The following is a 25021-nucleotide window of genomic DNA, read 5'->3' as shown; positions in this document are numbered from 1 at the left end:
GTTAACTTTGTAAATTCTTAATCTCTATCGGCGGAATTTTTTCTTCAGATTTTATCCCTAAAATTTTTCGGTAGAAATAAAGCTCTGCGTTAAAAGCAGCGATTATGGTCTCAGCTTTTCTAAAACCATGCCCTTCTCCTTCAAACAATAAATAGCCATAAGGAATCTGTTTACCCTCAAGCGCATCGACCATTAACTGGGCTTGATTCGGTGGTACCACTTTATCATCTTCTCCTTGTAATAAAAGGATAGGACACGATAATTGCGCCGTATGATGGATTGGTGAGCGCGCTTGATAAAGTGCTTTTTCTTTAGGGTACTCTCCAATCATTTTATCTAGATAGCGCGCTTCAAATTTATGACTATCTGACGCCAATGCCTCTAAGTCTGCAACGCCATATCGGCTCATCCCTGCGGCAAAAACATCATGAAAAGTCAGTGCACACAGTGTTGTATATCCCCCAGCACTTCCGCCTCTAATTAACAGCGCTTTTTCATCAGCTTGACCTTGTTCAACTAAAAACTTAGCTGCTGCAATACAGTCTTCAACATCGACGATACCCCACTGGTGACTCAGTGTTTCTCGATATTCTTTGCCGTAACCCGTACTACCACCATAGTTAACGTCAACAACGGCAAAACCTCGGTTAGTCCAAAACTGAATACTTGGATTTAACGAATTATCAGTAAAGCCTGTTGGCCCCCCATGACTCATCACGATAAGCGGTGGTGCAGTGCCCTCTTCACCTTGGAATCGACTACTTTTCGGTTCATAAAAAAACGCATGGCAGTCACGGTCACCAGCTGAAGAAAAAGTGATCGGTAAAGCGACACTAATATCACTTTGTGGTAACGGAAATGGTGATACTTCTGTTAATGCAAAATATTGTTGAGACTTTAGATCCAATCGATAGATCGCTGACTCAACCGCCGGTCCAGCAGCACAAAAATATAAGGAACTCTCATCACCAAGTAATGGCCCCTCAAAATGTTTGAAAGGAAGCGCTATATGCTCGATGTGACCGTTTGTGGGATCGATATGACAAAGCTGCTGTTGTCCGTTTTCAAAATGTAACGCATATAATGACCCATCTTCATTAATCACATAGGTGCCCAAGCCAAACACCCATTGCGGCGTGCCAAAATCGCGATCAATCGGTGTTAGCGCATTTAAAACGCCATCTTGATGAGAATAAATATTGGTCCACCCGTTTACATCACTAATGTAATGCAAAACACCCTGCGGACTCCACTCGGGCTGAAATATTGAGACGCCTTCGCCGCCAGCAACTTTATGCGCCGCATCAAACTGCCCCTCATTATGAAGATCAGCCATCCAAAGTTCTGCGGCATCCCACGGCATATCAGGTTGGTTCCAACAAGTCCAACAGATTCGTTTCCCAGCACGAGTGACTCTTGGAAAACTATAAAAATCAAAACCACGGTGAACAACTGTCACTTTTCCCGAATCAATCTCAATATTAACGAGTTCATTAATGACCTTGTCACTAAAGTGTGTTTCTCTCACTGCATATAAATAGTTTTTGTCAGGACATATTGCGAAGTCTGCAAACCGGTATTCCGCGTCGCTAGATTCCGGCGTGATCGCCCGTAAATCGCCGTCAAAACGATAAAGCCGATTATCAGCTGCGTTGGAAAAATAAATCACCCCATCGCTAACTAAAAAGTCAGCCCCACCATATTCATGAACTTTTGTGCGCACACTGATTTCGGCGGGCAATACTTCTTCGCAACGACTCGCATTTGAACTTCTAACAATGACTCCACGACCATTTTCAGAAGCTCTTACTTCCAACCAATAAAGATAACCTTGATCAACACATAAATGACCATAGCGACGACCTTTCTTCGCGAGAACTTCAGCCGTTAATTCTGATGGCCAGCTACCGTAGGCTTGCATGGTTTTCATAAAGTAATACGATCCTTTTCTCGAATAAGATTTTAACAGTTTGAATTTTGAGCGGGTGACGATCCGAATAACATAATCACTTTTAAATTAACGGAAAAACCATCACCAACGAATGATATATGCGCATTCGTTGAGATAAGACAAGCCTCGTGCAGCGAACTTAGGCTCTTTCTCAATTATATTATTAGTATAGACTGAATTAACTTCTGCAAAAGCAAATAGCGAATCTATTTCTTTTTTCTCCACACTAAACGGCGGTCCAGCCATTTGCGGTTGCGGATACTCAAGCGTAACCAATAACAGGCTCGCATGGGGCATGAGATTAGTCAAATGAGCCACATACTGCTTGCGCATCGATTCCGGTAGCGCGATCAATGCTGCTCGGTCATATATCGCTTGGCAACCTACTAGTTGCGCTGCGCTAAGCTTAAAAAAATCGCCCACTAAAAGTGACAAATGATCATTTTGGTATTCGACAAATTCGCCTAACTGTTGTTTTTTAATTTCAAGTCGATGTTCTTGAAAATAGGCAGCGACCGCTTTTTCACTCAGCTCACAACCAAGGACATACTTGCCTTGATTCAATAAAAACGTCAAATCCGTGGTCTTACCGCACAGCGGAACGAAGACGCCATCGGCTTGGGAAAAAACGGTTTGGTAATACTTTTTTAGTAACGGGTGAACTTGGGCGAGATGAAAACCAATTTCTTGCTTTTCCCATTTATCGAGCCAAAACGACTTATCCATAAAAACTCGCCCTCAAAACACAATCAGCTTTTAAACAGCCGGGATTCTATGCTTTTTTTCCAAACCGCAAGGAACCCTTTCTCGACCGCACCCTGTATCGACAGAGACAAACGTTCCGCTAAAGGCTTTTTGATCTCATAATTGATTTCAAAAACTTCATTGTCTTTTGCGTTATGTAATATGTAGTCATCACTGGTCTGAATTTTATCAATCAACCCGAGTTTTAATGCTGTCGTACCATACCAATGCTCACCGGTTGCGACCTTGTCGATATCGAGAGCCGGTCGGTTTACTGTAATAAACTCTTTGAACAGGTCATGCGTCTCTTGAAGCTCTTCTTTAAACTTCTCTCTGGCTGCATCGGTATTTTCAGCAAACATTGTCAACGTACGCTTATACTCACCTGCTGTATGCTGTTCGTAATCTACATAGTTATTTTTAAGTAAACGATGAAAATTCGGCAGCTCTGCAACGACGCCGATTGAACCTACCACAGCAAATGGCGCAGCAATAATCTCATCAGCTACACACGCCATCATATAACCGCCCGAAGCTGCCACTTGGTCAACGGCGATGACTAACTTCAACTTTGCTTCTCTCAAGCGAGTGAGTTGTGATGCGGCGAGGCCATAAGAATGAACCATGCCACCAGGGCTCTCTAAACGCAGTAAAACAGTGTCGCCCTCTTCCGCCGCGGTAATCACCGCTGAGATTTCCTCTCTCAAATTCTCGACGCCAGACGCCTCAACATCGCCATCAAAGTTTAAAACAAAAATTCGTGACTTTTCGTCTTCTGATTCTTCAGAATCATCGCTGTCTGTGCTTGAGTCGGACTTTTTGGCTTTCTTGGCAGCTTTTTCTTCTTTCTTTTTTTGCTTAGCTTCTTCTTTCTCTTTCTTCTTCTTTTCTTTTTGCAGCGCCTTATAGTCTTCCTCGCTCATTATCTCTTTGAGCAAGTCATCTTTAATCTCTTCAATTTCATCGGAAAGGTTATTGACCTCAAAGCTCCCCTCTGTGTGTTTCTTGTGTTTTTGACTCGCGTTCGCAGCTGCACCGACGACCACTAAAATAGCGACAACGATAGTTATCGCTTTGAGCAAAAACATCCCATATTCACTTAAAAATTCCAATTATCACCTCTAAATCTTTACTCACTGTGCCCTGATGTGAGCTCAGCCCTACAAAAACCGGACAATATTACGGGAAAAGCCAAGACTAATAAACAAAAAAGCCCCCACAATGTGGAGGCTCTTTCGCAAAGACTTATCGCCTTAAGGCAATAGTAAACTTGGATCGCTTACTAACACTGCTTTGCTTCCTGGAGGAGAAGACAAGAATGAAGCAATTTGAGTCTGTATCTCCACAGTCACTGCAGGGTTATCTACCGGTGACAATGGTGCTGCGTGACCACCTGCATTAAAGCGAGAGAAGAAACGCTCACCAGCGACAAATCCTGGCTCTGAAGCAGTCAAGTTCGCTAATCCTAAGTAGGCTGCCAGCGGCGTTGTACCCGACTGAGGCGCTGTCGGAACAAAATTAGGAATAACGACATCTTCTGCGTTCTGGATCATCAATGTCGGAATGCCATTAGTCACCGCAAATGCAGAAGTACTCGCCGGATCCATCGTGTCGATTACCGTTTGAGTCACGAATAGGAATAAGTTGTAATCCGGTGTACCTGCTTCAACGCCAGCCGCTGCCAAGCCAGCTCTAATAGTCGGCCCAAAAGTCGGCGAAGCATCAAGCATTAATGCAATACCACTACCCGGGTTGGCAAGTACCGCTGACTCAACATAATCCGCGTGGCCTAAGAAACCTGTACCGATAATACCACCGAGCGAATGCCCCATAAATTTAACATTAGTCGCATCGAAGTCAGGCGTTGTATCACCATCGATATCCATAAACGGGATGGCTTTCTCTAGCGCTAACAAATCCAAGATCGCTTGGCGACCGTTGTCACGCGACATCAACAAATTAGTGAGATTGATAGTGTGAGCACCAGAGCTGTCTGGCGTACCATCGGGACCAGGAGCGCCAGTCGTGTTGTTAACATAGTCAACACCAAAGGTTCTCTCACGAACGCCGCCAGCTGCATAATCTTCGAAAATTCCAAGTGCGCCACCTGAAGCCGCTTGAAGGCCTTGGTGAACTGGATTATCTACAGCGATACCATGGATCGGTAAATCCATTGAAACAACCGCAGTACAAGTTGGCGGAGCTGCCATAGTATCGGCGATACCCAGCATAGCGGTACGGTTAGAAGTAATGCCGTGCTGGAAAATCATCACAGGGTAGCCATTATCCGGCTTAGCACAACCGAGAGTCTCTTTAGGCATAGAAACTAACAGTGGTACTACTTCCTGGCCAGTTGCTGCTGGAAGCGGATTAGCATAAGTAGTGACGTCACCGGCAAATGGGTTAGGAATCGAACCACCTGCACCATCAGGGAAAGCAGCCGCTCCGCGGAAGAAATCGTCGAGTACTGATGTTGGATTGGCAACACCTGGATGGCTTGGATTACCTAAGCTGTCAGGTGCTGTTAAAAAATAAGTTAACCCAAACTCACCCTTATATAAGTCAGCAGCGCCAAGACCGGTAAATGGGGTTGTATCGGTGAACAGCGAACTAAAGCTTGTGTAAGGCGTGCCACCAGCAGCGAGGAAGCCGTCGATGTAAACTAATTTAGCGGTTGAGATCACTTCGCCCACTGATTGAACGGTAAATTGGAAGCTGACGGTAATGTCTTCTTTAGGTGTACCGGCCGTATTCGCTAAACGCTCCATTGCGTTAACCAACTGACGTACTGGCTCTAAAGCTGAAGTTGGACCACCAGGAGGGATCGGCTCTTCGCGTTTCGCCACATTATATTGACCATCAGGAACTGTCGGGTTGCCGCGTGCGTCAATAATACCGTTAGTGGTAACCACCATATAGCTCGCTTGCTGAATTAAAGGTCGTAGCGGAATCACTGCAACCGTTTGTGGACCTGCATAAGTCGCAACATAATCAACCCCAGCGGTTAGTTCTCTAACAATGCTGGTCGCTGCGCCAGTTGGAACAGGGATCCCAGTTCCGGGAACAGCTTCAGGTCTGTCCGTTTGTATTTGATACATTTTGACCGTGCTACCAGGAATAACCGTTTGTGGATCGATATCCGTACCGTCGTTATTTCTGAAAGCAAAAGAAAATGGTGCCGTCGCTGACCAGCCGTCAATCGAGCTGGCTGCAACCAAAGGATCGCCAAAATTGGTCGGGTCGTCTACTGGCGGGTTAAGTGTTAGGTTGGTAGTCCCAAGGAACAGTAAATCATTCGGTAGCGGTATATCACCAGTTGCAACAGAATAAACGGGTGACGTTAAAGATGTGCTACCTTCTCCTCCGGATCCAGCAGTACCACCAGGAATAACCGGTTCTTTTGGACCATCACCACCACAGCCAGCAATACCTACCAAACTTGCTACGGTGAGTCCCAAAACGAGCTTTTTCATGTATCTCTCCCAATAAGGCGAAATTTAAGTAATACGAACCCTTTAACTACGTCTAATCGAAAAGCTATTTGAGTGACTCCTTCTCACAGGTCACTCGATGCATACGAATGTATCAACGAATTGAATTTAGGTCGCTTATCATTATGTTTTATCGTATCAAAGTGGCGTCGTTACTTAGTTTGCCACTAGTCCAGCCCCAATCCTACTCATAATCGACCTCATAAGGCAAGTGTTCAGACCAGTTAAATGTGATAAATCGAATTTTTCAGTCAAATCCGCAATTTAGGGACTTGTTTGAGCCTTCTACATCCAATTGAATTGTCGCGCCGCACAAAATTTACAAGTCGTCGCTAATTTTGAACCGTTTAGAATAGATCTAACTTTTAATCAGAACTAACACCGTAAAAAGAAAGTCAAAGATCGTGATTAAGTTTTAGTCCGTTGCTTGGCTAAAGTTTGTCAGAGTTAGTTCAAAAAATTATTTAATTTTTACAATTCTCTCAGGCAATTTTTAGCGAAGCCGACTAAGCTTAAAGTAAGGGCGAATTTTGTAGAGGGAAGTGTCAATTTTCGCCGCCAGTTGGGGCAGCTAAAACAACCTTTTTCGTTGAAAGCCCTGTTAAAGCTGTCTCAGTTTGGCAAACATACTTTCCGTTGGTGAAACTAGTTCCAAATTGTGGAGACAGTAATGAGTATTTTCAATCAGTACCAGCAAAGATATGAAAGCCAACAAGAAGAAGAATATAGCCTTTCTGAATATCTAGACCTTTGTAAAAAAGACCCTTCTGTATATGCCAACGCGGCCGAGCGAATGTTGTTGGCAATCGGTGAACCCGAACTCATTGATACCTCGAAAGAACCCCGACTGAGCCGCTTATTCTCGAACAAGGTCATTTCGCGTTATCCCGCATTTAAAGACTTTTACGGGATGGAAGACGCAATTGAACAAATTGTGTCCTACTTTCGGCATGCCGCTCAAGGGTTAGAAGAAACGAAACAAATTCTATACTTGCTCGGTCCTGTCGGCGGCGGTAAATCATCGCTCGCTGAAAAGCTAAAAAGCTTAATGGAAAAAATGCCTATATATGCGATCAAAGGGTCACCAGTTTTCGAATCCCCACTAGGCCTTTTTAACCCCGATGAAGACGCGGATATTCTTGACAAAGAATACGGCATCCCCAAACGTTACTTAAATTCTATTATGTCGCCGTGGGCGGTCAAACGACTTCATGAATACGGGGGAGATATTTCTCAGTTTAAAGTGGTTAAAATTCTTCCTTCAATTCTTGATCGAATTGCCATTTGTAAAACGGAACCTGGCGATGAAAACAACCAGGACATCTCTGCCTTAGTGGGCAAGGTCGACATTCGTAAACTCGAAAATTTTGCACAAAATGATCCCGATGCCTACAGCTATGATGGTGCGCTGTGCCGAGCTAACCAGGGGCTAATGGAGTTCGTCGAAATGTTTAAAGCGCCAATTAAGGTGCTTCATCCATTACTGACTGCCACCCAAGAAGGTAATTTTAATGGCACTGAGGGAATGAGCGCGATGCCTTTTCAAGGCGTCATACTGGCTCATTCAAACGAATCGGAATGGACAAGTTTTAGAAACAACCGTAATAACGAGGCATTTTTAGATCGCGTTTTCATCGTGAAAGTTCCTTACTGTTTACGCGTCAGCGAAGAGGTCAGAATATATCAAAAGTTACTCACTCATTCCTCGTTATATGAAGCCCCTTGTACTCCCAACACGTTAGAAATGCTGGCACAATTTAGTGTTCTCTCAAGACTCGTAAAACCGGAGAATTCGAGCATCTATTCTAAGATGAAAGTTTATGACGGCGAAAGCCTCAAAGATACTGATCCAAAAGCTAAGTCCTATCAAGAGTACCGAGATTACGCAGGCGTCGATGAAGGCATGAATGGCTTGTCAACGCGATTTGCATTTAAAATCTTATCGCGTGTCTTCAACTACGATCAAACCGAGATTGCGGCTAACCCGGTGCATCTGCTTTATGTTTTAGAACAGCAAATCGAAAAAGAACAATTTCCACAAGAAACTCATGACAGTTTACTCGCTTATATTAAAGAGTTTTTAGTTCCCAACTATGTCGACTTTATCGGCAAAGAGATTCAAACCGCTTACCTCGAGTCTTATTCAGAGTATGGCCAAAACATTTTTGACCGTTATGTTACTTATGCTGATTTTTGGATCCAAGACCAAGAATTCAGAGATCCGGAAACAGGCGAGAATTTCGACCGCGCGGCACTCAATGAAGAGTTAGAAAAAATTGAGAAGCCCGCGGGAATATCCAACCCTAAAGACTTTAGAAATGAAGTCGTAAACTTTGTTCTCCGTGCGCGTGCAAACTATCAAGGTAAAAATCCAAAATGGACTAGCTATGAAAAGTTGCGAAGCGTCATTGAGAAGAAAATGTTTTCCAATACCGAAGACCTCCTGCCCGTTATTTCGTTTAACGCTAAATCGTCGACGGAAGACAGTCAAAAACATGATGACTTCGTCAATCGAATGATGGAGAAAGGTTACACAAGAAAACAAGTTCGCTTGTTATGTGAATGGTATCTTCGTGTTAGAAAATCATCTTAGTAGGTCATATTGATGCAGGTAATTGATAGGCGCTTGAATCAAAAAAATAAAAGCACTGTCAACAGACAGCGCTTTTTAAGGCGGTATCGCAAGCAGATTAAGCAAGCGATTACTAAGCAAATTAGCCAACGCGGCGTGACCGACATTGACCAGAATGAAAGCATTAGCATTCCGACTAGGGATATTTCAGAGCCGACATTTCGGCACGGCGGCGGTGGCGTAAAAGAAAGAGTTTATCCTGGTAATAAGGAGTTTTCGACTGGCGATAGAATTAAACGCCCGCCACCAGGCGGTCAAGGAGCGGGACGACGAGCGAGTGACAAAGGAGAAGGTGAAGACGACTTTGCTTTTGAAATTTCCAGCGACGAATATATGGAAATTTTGTTCGAAGATCTTGAGCTCCCCAACTTAAAGAAAAACAAACTGAAGAAGCTCATTAATTACAAGCCAATACGATCAGGTTTTAATACTGATGGTACGCCTTCTAATATTGATATTGTGCGTTCTCTTAAAGGCTCGCTAGCAAGACGAATCGCCAGCCAGTCACCGCTAAAAAAAGCAATCAAAGAACTTGAAGCGCAACTTGCTGAGCTTGAAGGCTCAGAGAATGCCGAAAAGAAAAAAGCGCTGCAAGATGAAATTTTAGCGCTCAAAGAACGGTTAAGAAAAGTTCCATACATTGACTCTTACGATCTGCGCTATAAAAACTTCGATAAGTTACCGCAGCCAACCACCAATGCAGTAATGTTCTGTTTGATGGATGTTTCAGGGTCTATGGACCAACAAACAAAGGAGATGGCAAAGCGATTTTTCATTCTCTTGTATATGTTTTTAAAGCGTACCTACAAAGATGTGGAAGTCGTTTATATTCGCCATCACACTCAAGCTAAAGAAGTCGATGAGCAAGAATTTTTTTACTCCCAAGAAACCGGCGGAACTATCGTATCAAGTGCTTTAAAATTGATGCTAGAGGTTGTCAATGATCGCTACCCATCCAGTGACTGGAATATATACGCTGCGCAAGCTTCGGATGGCGATAACTGGAACGACGACTCGCGAGTTTGTCACAAATTAATGCAAGACAAATTGCTCAAGTTAGTACGTTATTATACCTACGTCGAAATCACCCAACGAGAACCTCAAAACCTTTGGCATGAATATGTTCGACTACAAGAAGCCCATGATAACTTTGCGATGCAAAAAATCACGGAGCAGAAAGATATTTATCCGGTATTCCGAGAGTTTTTCCAAAAACAATCCGTCTAGTAGGAGAATTCATTGGCGAAAGTAGCGAAAAGGAATAAACCAATTTCCACCACCGCGGATTGGACATTTGAACTCGTTCAAGAATACTACGATGCTATCGCTGAAATTGCTGCGGATTTTAAACTCGACACTTACCCGAACCAGTTGGAAATTATTTCTGCAGAACAAATGCTCGATGCCTACGCGAGTGTCGGCATGCCAATTGGTTACAACCATTGGTCATTTGGTAAGCATTTCATCTCGAATGAACAAAGCTATCGACGCGGCCGGATGGGGCTGGCCTATGAAATAGTGATTAACTCAGATCCTTGTATTGCTTACTTAATGGAAGAAAACAGTATGATGATGCAAGCACTAGTGATGGCTCACGCCTGCTTCGGACATAATTCCTTTTTCAAAGGCAACTATCTTTTCAGAACTTGGACGGATGCCGAAGCAATCATCGATTATTTGGTTTTTGCTAAAAATTTTATTGCCCAATGCGAACAACAACATGGTGTTGACCAGGTTGAAAATATCCTCGACTCTTGCCATGCACTCATGAACTACGGCGTTGATCGTTATAAGCGCCCTTACCCCATTTCTATGCGCGAAGAAAAGCAGCGGCAAAAGGATCGAGAAGAATTTTTGCAATCACAAATCAATGAGCTGTGGCGCACAATTCCTGCTGCTGAACGGGATAAAAAAGACGAAAATCGACCTCGTTTTCCCGCTGAACCTCAAGAGAATATTCTCTATTTCATCGAAAAGAATGCGCCACTTATCGAACCCTGGCAAAGAGAAATCGTTCGGATTGTGCGTAAAATCGGTCAGTATTTCTATCCACAAAGACAAACTCAAGTCATGAATGAAGGATGGGCTTGCTTTTGGCACTACACTATCATCAACGAGCTGTACAACCGCGGCCAGGTAACAGATGGATTCATGCTAGAGTTTCTTCAAAGTCATACCAATGTCGTCGCACAACCAGATTTTGACTCGCCCTATTTCAATGGCATCAATCCTTACGCGCTCGGCTATGCGATGATGATGGATATAAAACGTATTTGCGAAGCGCCGACTGAAGAAGACAAACAATGGTTCCCAGAGTTTGCTGGTAGCGACTGGCGAGAAACTCTTGAGTTTGCGATGAAAAATTTCAAAGACGAGAGTTTTGTTGCTCAATTTCTTTCACCCAAACTCATCCGCGAGTTTAAGTTTTTTTCAATTTTGGATGATGACCAGCAAAACGAGCTTGAAGTCGCTTCAATTCACGATCCCTCGGGTTACCGCCATATTCGTCAAAAACTTTCTGAACAATACAATCTCAGTATGAATGAGCCCAATATCGAAGTGTATGATGTTGATATCAAGGGCGACCGCTCGTTGACTCTGCGCTTTACCCCCCACAATCGAGTCCCACTTGCAGAAAACACTGAAGAGGTCATTAAACATTTGCATCGATTATGGGGTTTTACAGTGAAACTTGAATCACATGATTCCGAAGGCAGCGTGAGCGAATTAGCTCGCTGCCCCGCCAAGAGCAGCGAATAAACCAGCGCCGATTAGATTTTATCAATTTCCTTCAAGGAATTGAGGTCGGCTCTCATTTCGGCCCATAGTTCGCCACTTTTTCGGCCATAATCCCAAATCGCTTCGTTCAGCTTATTGACGTCATGTTCTAAGACAAGTTTCGACATCGATTGATAGTAATCTTTGGCGAGCGCTCGCGTGTTGGCATGACTGAAATAAAACCGACCAATTCGATAATAAATATTACGGAAGCCGTTGAGCATTAGGACGTAAACAGGATTTTTTGAAAGTTCGGCACATTCATGTTGTACCTTCCAGTCGAACTCGATGTAGGCTTCGGCATTTTGTTCAACCTCGTCGACCTTTGCCATTATTTCTGACATCTTTTCAGCGTTTTCTTTCATCGCAAAACGCATGTAGACGCTACCAAATTGTGTACGAGTATCGAGCAATTGATCCGCTAGTTTTAATGAACCCGCATCATCAAGACGCGTAATGGTTTCCAGAATATGTAACCCAGCAGTATCCCAAATATTATTAACTCGCGTTGGTTTACCATGCTGAATCGTCAACCAGCCATCACGCGCAAGTCGCTGCAATACTTCCCGCAAAGTGGTTCGGGTCACACCTATCAATTCAGACAGCTCTCTTTCCGCAGGCAAAATAGTCCCCGGAGAAAATTTACCATTCCAAATCGAGTCGACAATATACTCTTCAGCGAAAGCAGCCGGACTTCTAGCTGTGATAAGGTTGCTCATTCCGTATTCCTGTAACTATCTGTTTTCCAGTGAACCTTCCTAAAGCGCGCTATCGCTTCGTTAAGCGAACCCAAGCGCTGCCTGCACCACCAATTGAAAGGATTTCCTTGCAATGCTAATTCAGTCAAATTCCACTGGTCTGAGTAGTTGCAAGGATACGCGTTTTCCTCAATGAAGGCAAAGGGGATTCGATAATTGAATACTCAACTTGTTCGTTTTTTAGTCAGAAGCTCGAATTTAAATGTATAAGTTCAATTTATGACTGACTTGTTAAGCCACTTAGCCATTTACCAATCACTTTTAGTAATAGGAAGTATCAAATCGCTGGGCAAAAATCTCGTTTAGGAATAAAATGCGCCCCATTTTTGCGACACCCCTAAATTTAGAAGTTAAGGAAAGACGATGAGTCACTCACTCCCCAAGGCTTTTGTAGAAAATTTCCTCGGTAATGCTCCCGTTTGGTACAAATTCACTATCTTCGCCTTCCTCGTGATTAACCCAATTGTTGCATTTATGATCAATAAGTATGTGGCTGGATGGTTATTAATCATTGAGTTTATTTTTACATTGACCATGGCACTGAAATGTTACCCGCTGCTACCGGGCGGTTTATTAGCGATTCAATCAGTTTTTATTGGCCTGACTTCACCTGAAACGGTCATGCATGAAGTTGAGGGAGCCCTGGATGTCATCTTGCTTTTGATGTTTATGGTAGCCGGCATCTATTTCATGAAAGACTTGCTATTATTCATATTCACCAAAATGCTATTAGGCATACGGTCAAAAGTCGTCCTGTCGCTACTTTTCTCGCTTGTCGCTGCGTTTCTCTCCGCCTTCTTAGACGCCTTAACCGTGACTGCGGTGGTTATCGCAGTCGCCGTCGGCTTTTACGGCATTTACCATACAGTCGCCTCGGGCAAGAAATTTACCTCAGATCATGATCATGGAACTGATGATGAAATTCATGATCTGCATCGAGAAGATCTTGATGCGTTTCGCTCTTTCTTGCGAAGTTTAGTCATGCACGCTGCAGTGGGCACTGCCTTGGGAGGGGTTTGTACACTCGTTGGGGAGCCTCAAAATTTGCTGATCGCGAGTAAAGCGAGTTGGGAGTTTAGCGAATTCTTCATTCGCATGTCGCCAGTCACTATGCCCGTTTTAGCCGCGGGGCTCATAACAGTCGTTGTGCTAGAGAAAACCAGTTGGTTCGGTTACGGACAAATACTGCCAGAGAAAGTCCGACACGTCATGGAAGAATATGCTGAATACGAAGCGGGCCAGAGAACCAGTAAAGACAAGGCCGCATTAGTTGCCCAAGCTATCACAGGGATTTGGTTAATAATCGCGCTGGGGCTTCATTTGGCTGAAGTAGGGTTAATTGGACTCAGTGTTATTGTGCTCGCCACTGCCATGTGTGGCATCAATGAAGAACATCAAATCGGTCATGCCTTTGAGGAGGCACTGCCTTTCACCGCCTTACTCACAGTATTCTTCGCTATTGTCGGCGTCATTGCTGACCAAGCCTTGTTCAAACCAATTACTGATGCTGTCTTGGCGATGGAAGGCGATACTCAAGTGGCCATGTTTTATATCGCCAACGGAGTATTATCAATGATTAGTGACAACGTATTTGTTGCCACTGTTTACATTAACGAAGTCGCTAAAGCGGCACTTGACGGCACAATATCGCGGGAAGTTTTTGATATGCTTGCCGTCGCAATCAACACAGGAACGAATATTCCAAGTGTCGCAACCCCAAATGGCCAAGCCGCATTCTTGTTTTTATTAACCTCCGCATTAGCGCCCTTGATCCGATTATCTTACGTGAAGATGGTTATAATGGCATTTCCCTATACCATCGTAATGAGCCTTGTTGGTCTTGTTATGGTGATGACTACACTTAAGCCACAGACGGATGCTATGACCGAAAATGGGACAATAACCCAGCATTCAATCGAACAGCTTTGCACCGCGATGAGTGGCGAGTGGAAAAACGATGCTTGCATTTTAGATGGCGCTAATCGCGCAAGCCACTAACCAGGCCAACAACATAGTGATGACTCGACGATTTTTCAGGGCAACTTTAGTTGCCCTGTTTAACCGATACTTTTATCGAGATTTTTTCGTAAAAAACTAGCTTTATCAAATTGTCAGACTATCTCAACCAACACGAAGAATTAAATTTTTTTGATAAAATATTATTCTAATTCATCAATTGGCATGATGCAGCCATAGTTATCTGAGTAAGCATACTGTCCCGCTTCTAGGCCGACAACATAATCTGACAACCAATCAGAAAATTTGGCCGCGATTAATTCTCTCTCTGCTGAGTCATGCCACATGGTAATAATTTGTCCAGGCTGACCGGCTTGTGCTGGGTCCATGTCGATACAAAAATGATCACCCGCACCATTATAAGTAATTGGGATCCATTTGAGATTCCACCAATTATTTTTAACTCCATCATCGGGTTCAGATGAAGCACCATCGAAGTCCCCGCCTTCAAGCAAATCTTTCCATACGGTCCATTCATCAATAATGCGATCAGTGGAGAGAAATTCAACACCATCAAATACCCAACCCGCGTTTCCTGCCTGACCATTAACGAGCTTTAGGCAGGCAATATAATCGGCGGGTAGTTTTACACCGATGGTTGCTTCTAAGTCAGCAATCACTTGCTCAGTTGCTGGGGGGTTGAGGTCGGCGTACCCCTCTGGATAATTCACTTTCAGCCAGGCTATAAACCGTTTAACTATTTCTTCCATTGTTTGATTGTTTCACTTTAATTTGTATTCGGTTTTTAATTTTTAAAGCAACCTATCTCAAGTCACTTCAACATTCTCACCAGCAAGTTTGTGCAAACTTTCTCCATCTACACGTTGCACGGTCCATTCATCCATTCCTTTGGCACCGATGCTTCGATAAAAGTCGATCGCTGATTGGTTCCAGTCAAGCACCCACCATTCAAACCGACCACAATTGTTTTCTATAGCAAGTTGAGCAAGGTAACTTAGAAGCGCTTTGCCGATTTTTTTGCCGCGCATTTCAGGAATGACAAAAAGATCTTCAAGGTACAACCCTGGCTTTGCTAAAAATGTGGAATAGTTATAAAAATACAGCGCAAATCCTACCGGTTTATTTTCATATTCAGCAATAATCACTTCTGCGTATCGCTTTTCGCTAAATAAAGTTTCACGGAGCTGTTCGCGAGTGGCAACAACTTCGTTAGCTAATTTTTCATATTCTGCCAACTGCAAAATAAAGCCGTAAATCAACTCAACATCTTTTTCCGCCGCTGGACGGATATTAAAGGGGCTCACTTACAATTTCCCTTGCAACGACAAGTTTACATGGTCAAAGTCTTCACCAACTTTGGAGTCGTTTTGTGGACCATAAAGACTTACCAGACAAATCGCAGCACTTGCCAAGATGACGCCGGGTATCATTTCATAAAGTCCCGATAATACGCCAAGGTTGGCGCGAAATTGAATCCATAAAATGACCGTGACTGCACCAATCACCATTCCCGATAAAGCTCCCCACATCGTCATTCTTCGCCAAACTAACGACAGCAATACAACCGGCCCAAAAGCAGAACCAAATCCAGCCCACGCATTAGCAACCAAGCCGAGTACTTTGGAGTCTTTATCCATAGCAATAAATAACGCTATTGCAGCTACAACTAATACCGCGATTCTGCCAATTAATACGAGCTCTTTTTCAGAGGCATGTGGCTTAATTAAACCGCGATAAAAATCTTCTGTTACTGCACTGGAGGACACCAAAAGCTGCGAATCTATCGTGCTCATCACCGCAGCTAAAATAGCAGCTAATAAGAAGCCGGCAATCCATGGGTTAAACAGAACTTTGCTCGCCAAAATAAAAACTTGCTCCGAGTCATTCGCTAATATGCTTGCTTGATCAGTGTTGTTAAAATAGGCAATACCGAATAATCCAACAGAAATGGCGCCAAGCATACTAAGGCCCATCCAACTCATTGCAATACGGCGAGCACCGTGAACTTCTTTAATCGACTTAGCAGCCATAAAACGGGCAAGCAAGTGAGGTTGTCCAAAATAACCGAGCCCCCAAGCCATTAACGAAATAAACGAAACTGAAAACAAATAATCTGTTGCCGATTGCCCAGCAAACCATTGAGACTTAACACTACCGGCAGCTTGATCCATGGACTGCCCTATCGCCATTGCATTGTCCAATCCACCTAACTCATACAACATTACAATCGGCGCAACAATCAATGCAGCAGCCATTAGTATTCCTTGTACCATGTCAGTCCATGAGACCGCTAAAAAACCGCCGATAAAGGTATAACTAATGATGACGATCCCACCAACAAACAAAGCAAGGTGATAATCCATCGCAAACGAAGCCTCAAATAATTTGGCGCCTGCAGTCAACCCTGAAGCAACGTAAACGGTGAAAAAAACCAATATAATTGTCGCGCTGACAACTCTGAGTAGCTTAGTTTCATCCCGAAAGCGGTTGCTAAAATAATCAGGCAAGGTTAATGCATTATCGACATGCTGCGTATAAACCCTTAATCTCGGCGCCGTAACTTTCCAGTTGGCGTATGCGCCTAAAATTAAGCCAAAGCCTATCCAAGCTTCCCCCAAACCTGAGGCATAAATTGCGCCAGGAAGACCGAGTAATAGCCAGCCACTCATATCTGAGGCACCGGCACTAAGCGCAGTTACCCAGCGGCCTAAACGTCGCCCCCCGAGTATATAATCAGATAAATCACTTGTCTGGCGATAAGCATGCACACCTATCCCCATCATCATAACCAAATACAAAATAAACGTGACCAAAGTCGCGGTATGTTCCATTAGGTAAACCTCATTGTTGTTATTATTAATTACTTTTTTGTTATTGTATTGAGCCCATTTCATCGACTCGACTGATTTTTTTAAACTTACTACATCGCTTCAACGATTAACGATTGATTAAATACTACCGATAATAATTCGCTAAAAAGGCTTCAAAACTAATCGAATCTGCTTGCTCGATCTCTGCTTGTCTTTTATGAGAATCCTGCGCTTCATTTTCATAAAAAGCCAACCTTTCTCCGTCAAGTGGGCGTTTGGTAAAGTATTCTTTGTGCGATTTGGATAGCCCCATTGCATATTGAAAAAAGCCATCTTTTCTGCGTTCAATCTCACTGACAATTTTGCCAGAATAAGTCGTGTTTAAATCACCAACTTGGTCTTCGAGCTGTTGCAATATATCGGCATGATCTTGCGTGTCATAGGCACTATCCAGTAGCTCTGCAAATGGCTTTAATTGTGAGAGTAAGTTCGATGCAATGTCTTGCATGGGAACACACTGATTTCGATGTGTAAGGCAAACATCTGGATGTCGCCCTTTTCGCACCACACAACGAAAATTCTCTTGGTACTCACCCGTTTCTCGCTGGTAAAGAGGATCTGACTTAGAAAATAAACAAGCCAATAAAAAAGTATCCATAAAAGCGATTTGAGATTGATCGATACCGATTGGTGAAAATGGATTCAAGTCCAGCGCTCTTACTTCGATGTATTCAACGCCTCTATTGCGAAGCGCTTTAGTCGGACGTTCCCCTGACTGGGAAACACGTTTGGGCCTGATGCTACTGTAAAACTCATTCTCAATTTGCAAAATACTATCATTTAGTTGGATGTATTCGCCGTCTTTTTTTACACCGATTTCTGAGTAATAAGGATCAGCAGTTGAGATCGCTGACTCTAAACCGGCAATGTATTCATCGAGAGAGTTATAGCTTATATTAAGGCGGCTTTGAACTTTGTTTTGATAACCAAGATCACTCATCCTCAATGAAGTTGCATAGGGTCCATAACGGGTTCCAGGAACGAGTTCATCGAGATCGATATTTTTGTTTTTAAGGAAACTTTCGCAAAGCGCTGGACTCGCACCAAAGAAAAGCGGAATCACCCAAGAATGACGTAAATAATTACGAATCAATCCCATATATTTCTCGGAGATAAAATCTTGCAACGCTAACTGCGATTGCTCTTTTTCATGCAATGCTGTCCAAAATGATTGAGGGAGCGAAAAGTTATAGTGAACACCAGCAATCGTCTGCATAAACCGGCCATAACGATATCCTAATCCGAGTCGGTAGATTTCTTTCATCTGACCACTGTTCGAGCTACCGTATCGAGCGATTGGAATATCTTCTTCTTGTCCCATAACACACGGCATGCTCATTGCCCAAAGAATTTCATTATCGATGTTCTGGTAAACGAATTGATGAATTTCCTCTAAATCTTTCAGCGGTTTCAAGCGATCACTTGACGCGGTAGTTATAAACTCTGGAAGTGCTTCTGAGTAATCCGTCGTTATAAAGGCGTTGGTTAAAGTTGAGCCCAAAGAAGCCGGATGAGCATCGGGGGACAAATAGCCATTTGGCAATATGCGTAAGCTTTCTTTTTCAATTCCACGCTTAATCCCGGTAAAATGATGACTCAAGGACTTCACTTCTTCGAGATCAGGTAAATCTAAAATCGACATATGTACTCACTATTAAACTGAAACTGACGGTATAGGCTCGATTTGTAATTGGTTTGAATCGGCAGATAATCCAACATTGGGCGCTTTTCATAGGCTCAGTTGCTCAATAATCATAGAAAGCACTTGCCGACGATTCACAAGCTCCAAATGAAACCAGCTGACAATGCAACGAGGTACCGAAATTGAATGGGCTTAGTGTGCGACGTTGAAGCCACAGGGTCAAGTCTTCAAATGGTTATCTCCAAATTTATCACTTTGATTTCAGTAACACTTTGTTAATCTGAGAAATTTTCCTCAAATGACATCGACTTCTGTTACTATCAATTAAACGGCACAGGCTAAGGGATAGAGCAATCAATCGTTCAGACTTCAAGGACCATTTTTCCGGACATGCACAATCCTATGCCAAATATCGTCCAAATTATCCCGATAAATTGTTCAAGTTTTTAAGCCACTCTGCGCCTTCGACAGACATAGCCTGGGATTGTGCGACCGGCTCAGGACAAAGCGCAATTTCCTTAAAAACGTACTTTAAGCAAGTTTTTGCTACCGATGCGAGTGAGCAACAAATTGCTAACGCAAAAAAACTCGAAGGTATCGAATACCGCGTCGCGGTCGCTGAAAACAGTGGCCTTGCAACAGGAAGTTGCGATCTCATATGCGTGGCCCAAGCGGCACACTGGTTTGATCTCAATCAGTTTTACAAGGAATGTGACAGAGTATCGAAACCGGATTGTCTCGTCGCGCTATGGTGCTACCAATTGTTTAGTATCTCTCCCGCAATCGATGAACTGGTTTTTCGCTTATACTCGCAAGTACTCGGCGACTTTTGGCCAGCAGAACGTCGTTTAGTCGAGGATGGCTACGCAAGTATGCCATTTCCGTATAAACCGCTAGCAACGCCAAAATTTTCTATGACGAAAGATTGGGATTTAAATACTGTAATGGGCTACCTGTCGTCTTGGTCGGCCTGTCATCGCTATCAGGCAAGTACTGGCGAAAGTCCGCTGACATCATTCAGTGAAGAGATGAGTAAATTATGGGGGCCCTCAGACCAAATAAGATCGGTAAACTGGCCGCTTCATTTGAAAGTGGGCGTTGTTAAGTGACTCGATGATGTTGAGTCCCCTAGTTATCAAATATTAGGCATTAACTGTGTGACGGTGGCTGGGGGCAGTATTTCTCACTATCGCAAGCAGTTCGGCCTCAGCAGGCGAAATATCACACGCTTCAACCACTTCTTCAATGGTCGCTCCCCGAGCCAGCAGAACTCCAGCTTGATCATAAGCGCGAGCATCGGTTGCAGAAGCATGCGATTCTTGTTGAACCGACTCAACATGCGCGATTTCTTTAACCACTTTGCGGATTTCTCTTCCCATACCCAAGTGCCCGCTATTCATCGCCCTAAACTGGTTAGACAGTTGCGCGACTTGGTTTCTGAGCGTCAGATTATCTCGTTTGACTTTAATTAAGGCAACAAAGGTTAACATGACTATCACCAGCGTAACCCAGTTAAACACCGGTACCGACGATACTATCTCTATCAACCCTTCCAACATAATTGCCTCTCAATATTCCCGCTCAATCTGTGGCGGGTTTAATAGTCTAAAAAGTCGAGTTCATCCCACTCTTCTTCGCCAAGCAGTTTATTCAAATCGACCAATATCAGGAGCTCATTATCGCGATGTGAAACCCCTTGAATAAATTTAGCTGATTCTTCATTACCGACATTAGGTGTCGTCTCTATTTCTGACTGCTTTAAATACACAACCTCCGCGACCGCATCAACCAGTATGCCAATCACTTGGTGACTGGTTTCGATTATTACAATACGGGTGTTGTCAGTTATCTCAATTGGAGGTAAGCCAAATCTTTGACAGGTGTCGATAACGGTAACAACATTTCCCCGAAGGTTAATAATCCCAAGCACATAAGGTGGCGCCCCAGGGACAGGTGCAATATCAGAGAAACGCAATACTTCTTGAACCTGCATCACGTTTATTCCGTAGGTTTCATTCGCCAAGCGAAATGTCACCCACTGCAATACTGTATCGTCTTCGCCGTCTTTATTGGCTATTATATTTTCATCTGCAGCCACGTCTGATGTTCCTATTTGTCAGATTTTTGTCGGATCAGCCTAATTTCTGCGTTTAGCTAGAATGAAGGCAATAATTATACCAATTCGTTAAATGTCGATTTTCCACCCTACTCGGCTCAAAAAATCTCCGCTTAACGCAGGCATTTCTTGTATAAATATAGTCAATTTTCAAGAAGTTGCGTTTTTTTGTCGTGAAATAAAACAATATATTTTGCTTATATCAAAAAATTGACGCTTGACAGTGCCGAGACTTATAAGATACCTTTGCCCCATGAAAACAATAAATGTACACGCACACAACATTTCTACTCTCTGGTGGCACTGGCAAAACTAGAGGGTTTTCTGGCGTATACGCGATTTGTAAAGAATTTGAAAACCCGTTTGAGCAATCTAACGGGTTTTTTTATGTCCGAATTGCCGCTTTAAACAACGAATAATTAATCTTGTTCTAGAAATAGCGAAATTAAATAAATAGACGATTAAAATCATGATTAACAGACACAACAATATTCATACAGCATGGTGGTGGCACTCAGATACTTTGAGTGGGTAACCGATGCTGTCTAAAAAAGACGACTTTTTGAAACCCGCTCCTTCAAGCGGGTTTTTTTTTGCTTAATTTGACGGAAAGAAACCGAATTTTTTAATTACAGATTGAAGATATTATTAACTTAGAGGATAAACCAATGATTATCGTATTAAAGCCAGAAGCAACAGAAGTTGAAGCCAAGGAAATACTCGCGCAGATTGAATCTGTCAATTTGAAACCACTGTACATGCCTGGAACCGAAAGAATTGTCCTTGGGGCATTAGGCGACGAAAGGATCCTCAATAACCTCAATATCGGCGCCCATCCTATGGTAGAAAATGTTAAACCTATCTTAAGTACTTACAAACAGGTCAGCCGCGAACTGCAAAGTCACGACACTCAGGTGCAGTTTGGCGATGTGACGATCGGCGGTGGCTCCTTTGCCATAATCGCAGGCCCTTGTGCGGTCGAAAACCGAGAGCAAATTTTCAAATCGGCCGAACTCGTTAAAAAATACGGTGCAGTAGGCCTTCGCGGTGGCGCTTTTAAACCCAGGACCTCACCATATAGTTTTCAAGGATTAGAGGAAGAAGGTTTGCAGCTGCTTCAAGAAGCCTCAAAAGAATATGGCCTTCCGTGCGTAACAGAAATAATCGATCCGGCCCACGTGGAAATGCTCGAACAATATGTTGATGCTTTTCAAATTGGTGCCCGAAACATGCAAAACTTCAAATTGCTTAAAGCAGTCGGTCAGTCTCACAAACCCGCTATTTTAAAACGCGGAATGTCTGCGACCATTGAAGAATTACTTTTAGCTGCTGAGTATATTTATAACGAAGGCAACCAAAACGTCATCATTTGTGAGCGAGGGATCCGTACATTTGAAAAAGCGACTCGCAATACTCTCGACTTGAATGCAGTCGCCTACATCAAAACCAAGAGCCATCTTCCTGTTATTGTTGACCCTTCACACGGTACTGGTATTAGGGAGCTTGTCGGCCCTATGGCAAAAGCAGCTGTCGCTTGCGGTGCCGACGGAGTGATCGTCGAAGCCCACTACAACCCACAAGTCGCTTTATCTGACGGCGCGCAATCGCTCGATGAGGCTCATTTTGCAAAACTGATGAATGAAATCAAGCCATTTATTCAAGCTGCAGGTAAGGTTGTTGCATAATGTCATCGATCAACGTGAACCAAGCAAACTTTGGTCAAATCAAGACCATTGTTAAAGGAGTCGACTCCTTGCTCGAGCCTGTGGAAATTTTTCGCAGGCTCAGCTTGCAAGATACAACGACCCAAAACCGGATGCTTTTGGAGTCGAGTGAAATAGAGTCTAAAGAGAATGTAAAAAGTATTTTGATGCTGGCTGCAGCACTTCGAATCGAATGTAATGGGCGACAAGTCGTCCTGCAGTCGCTATCAGAAAATGGTTCAAATGCGTTGAAACATATTGCACAAATGGTGAACTATGACGAACAAGTCCAGGAGTCAGTTTTAGCTCAGGGGGATCCCAAAGGTCTCCCTAAGCTGACAATTCAAATTGCGCAACAACAACCGAATCTCGATGAAGATTCACGTCTAAAAAGCGCCTCACCGATCAATATTCTGAGATTAATCAAAAGCGCTTTTGTCGCTAATACCGCTAATGAGTTTTCATTATTCTTGTGTGGTGTTTTTGCTTTTGATTTTATCGCGACATTTGAGCAGCTTCCAGAAGTGACAGACGGTCAAAATAGCTGTCCAGACTTTGTCTTCTATCTAGCCGAAACCTTATTGATTATTGATCATCAGAACAACTCAAAGCGATTGATTGGCAATCACTTCTCTGGAGAGGAACAGGATAAAACCTATTTTGATTTATCCCGAAAATTTGCTGAGTTTGAGCTTAAAATAAATCAATTAGGAGCAGAAGAAAATAACCAGATTGTCGGTATTCAATCCGATGATAAAAATCGCTTAACGTTATCAGGCAATAAAAATGATGATTCCGACAACGATTCCCAAAACGAGCAAGTAACGGTTAATCTTGATGATCAGCAGTTTGCTCAATTAGTTGAAAAGTTGAAAGCAAACATCGTCCAAGGGGATATTTTTCAAGTAGTGCCCTCTCGAACTTATTCGCTCAACTGTCAATCAACTATAGAAGCATACCGCCAACTCAAGTCCGCTAATCCGAGTCCTTATTTATTTTATATGCAAGACCAAGCTTTCGTGTTATTCGGCGCTTCACCGGAGAGCGCGCTGAAATATGATAGCCAGTCTAATGAAGTACTGCTCTACCCGATCGCTGGTACTCGCCCTCGCGGCAAAAACAGTCGCGGCGAAATCGACTTAGATCTTGATGCAAGAATTGAAGCAGAGCTTAAACTCGATCAAAAAGAGCTTGCTGAACATATGATGCTGGTCGATCTCGCACGAAATGACATTGCGCGAATAAGTCGTCCAGGGACAACACATGTTCCGCGTCTTTTAGCCGTTGATCGATACTCGCAAGTTATGCACCTCGTATCGTGCGTTAAGGGATTACTTAACCCCGAATTTGATGCTTTACATGCTTATCAGGCATGCATGAATATGGGAACATTAACTGGTGCGCCCAAAATCAAGGCTTCAGAATTAATTCGACGTTCAGAACAAAAACGCAGAGGCAGTTATGGCGGTGCGGTCGGATATTTGAATGGTCAAGGCGACATGGATACTTGCATTGTTATTCGCTCAGCGTTCTGCCGAGATAACCTTGCCTATGTTCAAGCTGGTGCGGGAGTAGTTTTCGATTCTGACCCACTCATGGAAGCCAAAGAGACAGAAAATAAAGCTTTAGCGGTCATCAATGCGATCAAAAACGCCAATCGGATCTGCCAGCAAACGGGATCAAATATAGTTATAAAAAAGACTCAAACCGAGGGGAACAGCTAATGAGTTTACCCTTACAAATAATTATGATCGACAACTTCGATTCGTTTACTTATAACCTCGTAAACCAATTTCGAATGCTCGACGCTGAGGTTGTTGTTTTTAGAAATGACACACCGATTGAATCAATTTTTACTGAGAGCCGGTTAGCAGATAAACAAACCATCATTGTGATTTCTCCTGGGCCAGGTAATCCAGATTCTGCGGGTATTTCTCTTCAAGTGATCAAAGCGTATGCCGGCCAACTACCCATTCTAGGCATTTGTTTGGGTCATCAATCCATTGTACAGCAATATGGCGGAAAAATTGGTCAAGCAAAAAGTATTGTGCATGGGAAGGCTGACCAGATTATTTATGATGACACCGATCACCTTGCAGCAACGATTTTCGAACACTTGCCAAAATATTTTCAAGCTGCTCGATATCACTCATTGGTCGCAGAGGTCACTCCCGATGATTTGGCGGTCATCGCAACCACAAGCGACCGAGAAAAAGAAGTCATGGCTGTCGCGGATCGCGAAAAAAAGGTTTTAGGTTTTCAATTTCATCCAGAATCTATTTTAACCACTCAGGGCAGTCACTTATTACAGTCCTCTATTCAGTGGTTACTGAGCGATGAAACGACGACAAAATAAGAA

Annotated in this window: 20 protein-coding genes; 9 read left to right on the top strand and 11 right to left on the bottom strand. The window is 43.3% G+C overall.

Features of this window, described 5'->3' with window-relative positions; genetic code table 11:
- Position 1 precedes the first annotated feature (1 nt).
- The 4 genes from FLL45_RS11800 to FLL45_RS11785 form a co-directional block, all read right to left on the bottom strand.
- Positions 2–1930 (bottom strand): S9 family peptidase, encoded by a 1929-nt coding sequence (locus FLL45_RS11800; protein WP_142942204.1) that lies wholly within the window; start codon positions 1928–1930, stop codon positions 2–4.
- 102 nt (positions 1931–2032) lie between these two features.
- Positions 2033–2677 (bottom strand): thiopurine S-methyltransferase, encoded by a 645-nt coding sequence (locus FLL45_RS11795; protein WP_142942203.1) that lies wholly within the window; start codon positions 2675–2677, stop codon positions 2033–2035.
- Positions 2678–2700: 23 nt separating this feature from the next.
- Positions 2701–3807 (bottom strand): protease SohB, encoded by a 1107-nt coding sequence (sohB, locus tag FLL45_RS11790; protein WP_142942202.1) that lies wholly within the window; start codon positions 3805–3807, stop codon positions 2701–2703.
- Between the two features lie 141 nt (positions 3808–3948).
- Positions 3949–6168: a hypothetical protein gene (locus FLL45_RS11785; RefSeq protein WP_142942201.1), complete on the bottom strand. Its 2220-nt coding sequence runs from the start codon at positions 6166–6168 to the stop codon at positions 3949–3951.
- Positions 6169–6856: 688 nt separating this feature from the next.
- On the opposite strand from FLL45_RS11785, the gene FLL45_RS11780 reads away from it, so the two are divergent.
- Genes FLL45_RS11780 through FLL45_RS11770 form a run of 3 tightly spaced genes read left to right on the top strand, consistent with a single transcriptional unit; the run spans position 6857 to position 11578 of the window.
- Positions 6857–8779, top strand: a complete 1923-nt coding sequence (locus tag FLL45_RS11780; RefSeq protein WP_142942200.1) for a PrkA family serine protein kinase — start codon at positions 6857–6859, stop codon at positions 8777–8779.
- Between the two features lie 12 nt (positions 8780–8791).
- The gene (locus FLL45_RS11775) at positions 8792–10045 is read left to right on the top strand and encodes a YeaH/YhbH family protein (RefSeq protein ID WP_425456676.1); all 1254 of its coding nucleotides are present in this window, start codon (positions 8792–8794) and stop codon (positions 10043–10045) included.
- Between the two features lie 12 nt (positions 10046–10057).
- Positions 10058–11578, top strand: a complete 1521-nt coding sequence (locus FLL45_RS11770) for a SpoVR family protein (RefSeq protein WP_142942198.1) — start codon at positions 10058–10060, stop codon at positions 11576–11578.
- An 11-nt stretch (positions 11579–11589) separates the two neighbouring features.
- Here the strand turns inward: FLL45_RS11770 and fadR are convergent, their stop codons facing one another.
- Positions 11590–12315, bottom strand: a complete 726-nt coding sequence (gene fadR / locus FLL45_RS11765) for a fatty acid metabolism transcriptional regulator FadR (protein ID WP_142942197.1) — start codon at positions 12313–12315, stop codon at positions 11590–11592.
- 402 nt (positions 12316–12717) lie between these two features.
- Here fadR and nhaB point away from each other — a divergent pair, with 402 nt between their 5' ends.
- On the top strand, positions 12718–14352 hold the full coding sequence (nhaB, locus tag FLL45_RS11760; protein ID WP_142942196.1) for a sodium/proton antiporter NhaB: 1635 nt from the start codon (positions 12718–12720) through the stop codon (positions 14350–14352).
- A 161-nt stretch (positions 14353–14513) separates the two neighbouring features.
- Here nhaB and FLL45_RS11755 read toward each other — a convergent pair whose 3' ends face one another.
- From FLL45_RS11755 to gshA, 4 genes are all read right to left on the bottom strand, one after another.
- On the bottom strand, positions 14514–15080 hold the full coding sequence (locus FLL45_RS11755; RefSeq protein WP_142942195.1) for an SMI1/KNR4 family protein: 567 nt from the start codon (positions 15078–15080) through the stop codon (positions 14514–14516).
- Positions 15081–15137: 57 nt separating this feature from the next.
- Complete coding sequence (locus FLL45_RS11750) at positions 15138–15635, bottom strand: GNAT family N-acetyltransferase (protein WP_142942194.1); 498 nt, start codon at positions 15633–15635, stop codon at positions 15138–15140.
- On the bottom strand, positions 15636–17162 hold the full coding sequence (gene putP / locus FLL45_RS11745) for a sodium/proline symporter PutP (protein ID WP_142942193.1): 1527 nt from the start codon (positions 17160–17162) through the stop codon (positions 15636–15638).
- 124 nt (positions 17163–17286) lie between these two features.
- Entirely contained in the window at positions 17287–18843 is a 1557-nt protein-coding gene (gene gshA, locus FLL45_RS11740; RefSeq protein ID WP_142942192.1) for a glutamate--cysteine ligase, read from the bottom strand.
- Positions 18844–19277: 434 nt separating this feature from the next.
- Between gshA and FLL45_RS11735 the strand changes: the two genes are divergently transcribed.
- Positions 19278–19952 carry a class I SAM-dependent methyltransferase gene (locus tag FLL45_RS11735; RefSeq protein WP_185964423.1) on the top strand — a complete coding sequence of 225 codons (675 nt, stop codon included), beginning with the start codon at positions 19278–19280 and terminating at the stop codon, positions 19950–19952.
- Between the two features lie 33 nt (positions 19953–19985).
- Here the strand turns inward: FLL45_RS11735 and FLL45_RS11730 are convergent, their stop codons facing one another.
- Both FLL45_RS11730 and FLL45_RS11725 read right to left on the bottom strand, forming a co-directional pair.
- Positions 19986–20402, bottom strand: a complete 417-nt coding sequence (locus FLL45_RS11730; protein ID WP_142942190.1) for a DUF2802 domain-containing protein — start codon at positions 20400–20402, stop codon at positions 19986–19988.
- 38 nt (positions 20403–20440) lie between these two features.
- Positions 20441–20941, bottom strand: a complete 501-nt coding sequence (locus FLL45_RS11725; protein ID WP_142942189.1) for a chemotaxis protein CheW — start codon at positions 20939–20941, stop codon at positions 20441–20443.
- A gap of 284 nt (positions 20942–21225) precedes the next feature.
- On the opposite strand from FLL45_RS11725, the gene FLL45_RS22770 reads away from it, so the two are divergent.
- From FLL45_RS22770 to FLL45_RS11710, 4 genes are all read left to right on the top strand, one after another.
- Positions 21226–21378 (top strand): hypothetical protein, encoded by a 153-nt coding sequence (locus FLL45_RS22770; protein ID WP_185964422.1) that lies wholly within the window; start codon positions 21226–21228, stop codon positions 21376–21378.
- Between the two features lie 249 nt (positions 21379–21627).
- Positions 21628–22644 carry a 3-deoxy-7-phosphoheptulonate synthase gene (gene aroF, locus FLL45_RS11720; RefSeq protein ID WP_142942188.1) on the top strand — a complete coding sequence of 339 codons (1017 nt, stop codon included), beginning with the start codon at positions 21628–21630 and terminating at the stop codon, positions 22642–22644.
- Entirely contained in the window at positions 22644–24386 is a 1743-nt protein-coding gene (locus FLL45_RS11715) for an anthranilate synthase component 1 (protein ID WP_142942187.1), read from the top strand. The genes aroF and FLL45_RS11715 overlap by 1 nt, the downstream gene beginning before the upstream one ends.
- Positions 24386–25018 carry an aminodeoxychorismate/anthranilate synthase component II gene (locus tag FLL45_RS11710; protein WP_142942186.1) on the top strand — a complete coding sequence of 211 codons (633 nt, stop codon included), beginning with the start codon at positions 24386–24388 and terminating at the stop codon, positions 25016–25018. The genes FLL45_RS11715 and FLL45_RS11710 overlap by 1 nt, the downstream gene beginning before the upstream one ends.
- Positions 25019–25021: the final 3 nt, after the last annotated feature.

Origin of the sequence: Aliikangiella marina (genome assembly GCF_007004765.1) — a bacterium.
Classification (GTDB): Bacteria; Pseudomonadota; Gammaproteobacteria; order Enterobacterales; family Kangiellaceae; genus Aliikangiella; species Aliikangiella marina.
The sequence above is the reverse complement of the archived record's forward strand: the minus strand, read 5'-3'. Positions and strand labels throughout refer to the sequence as shown.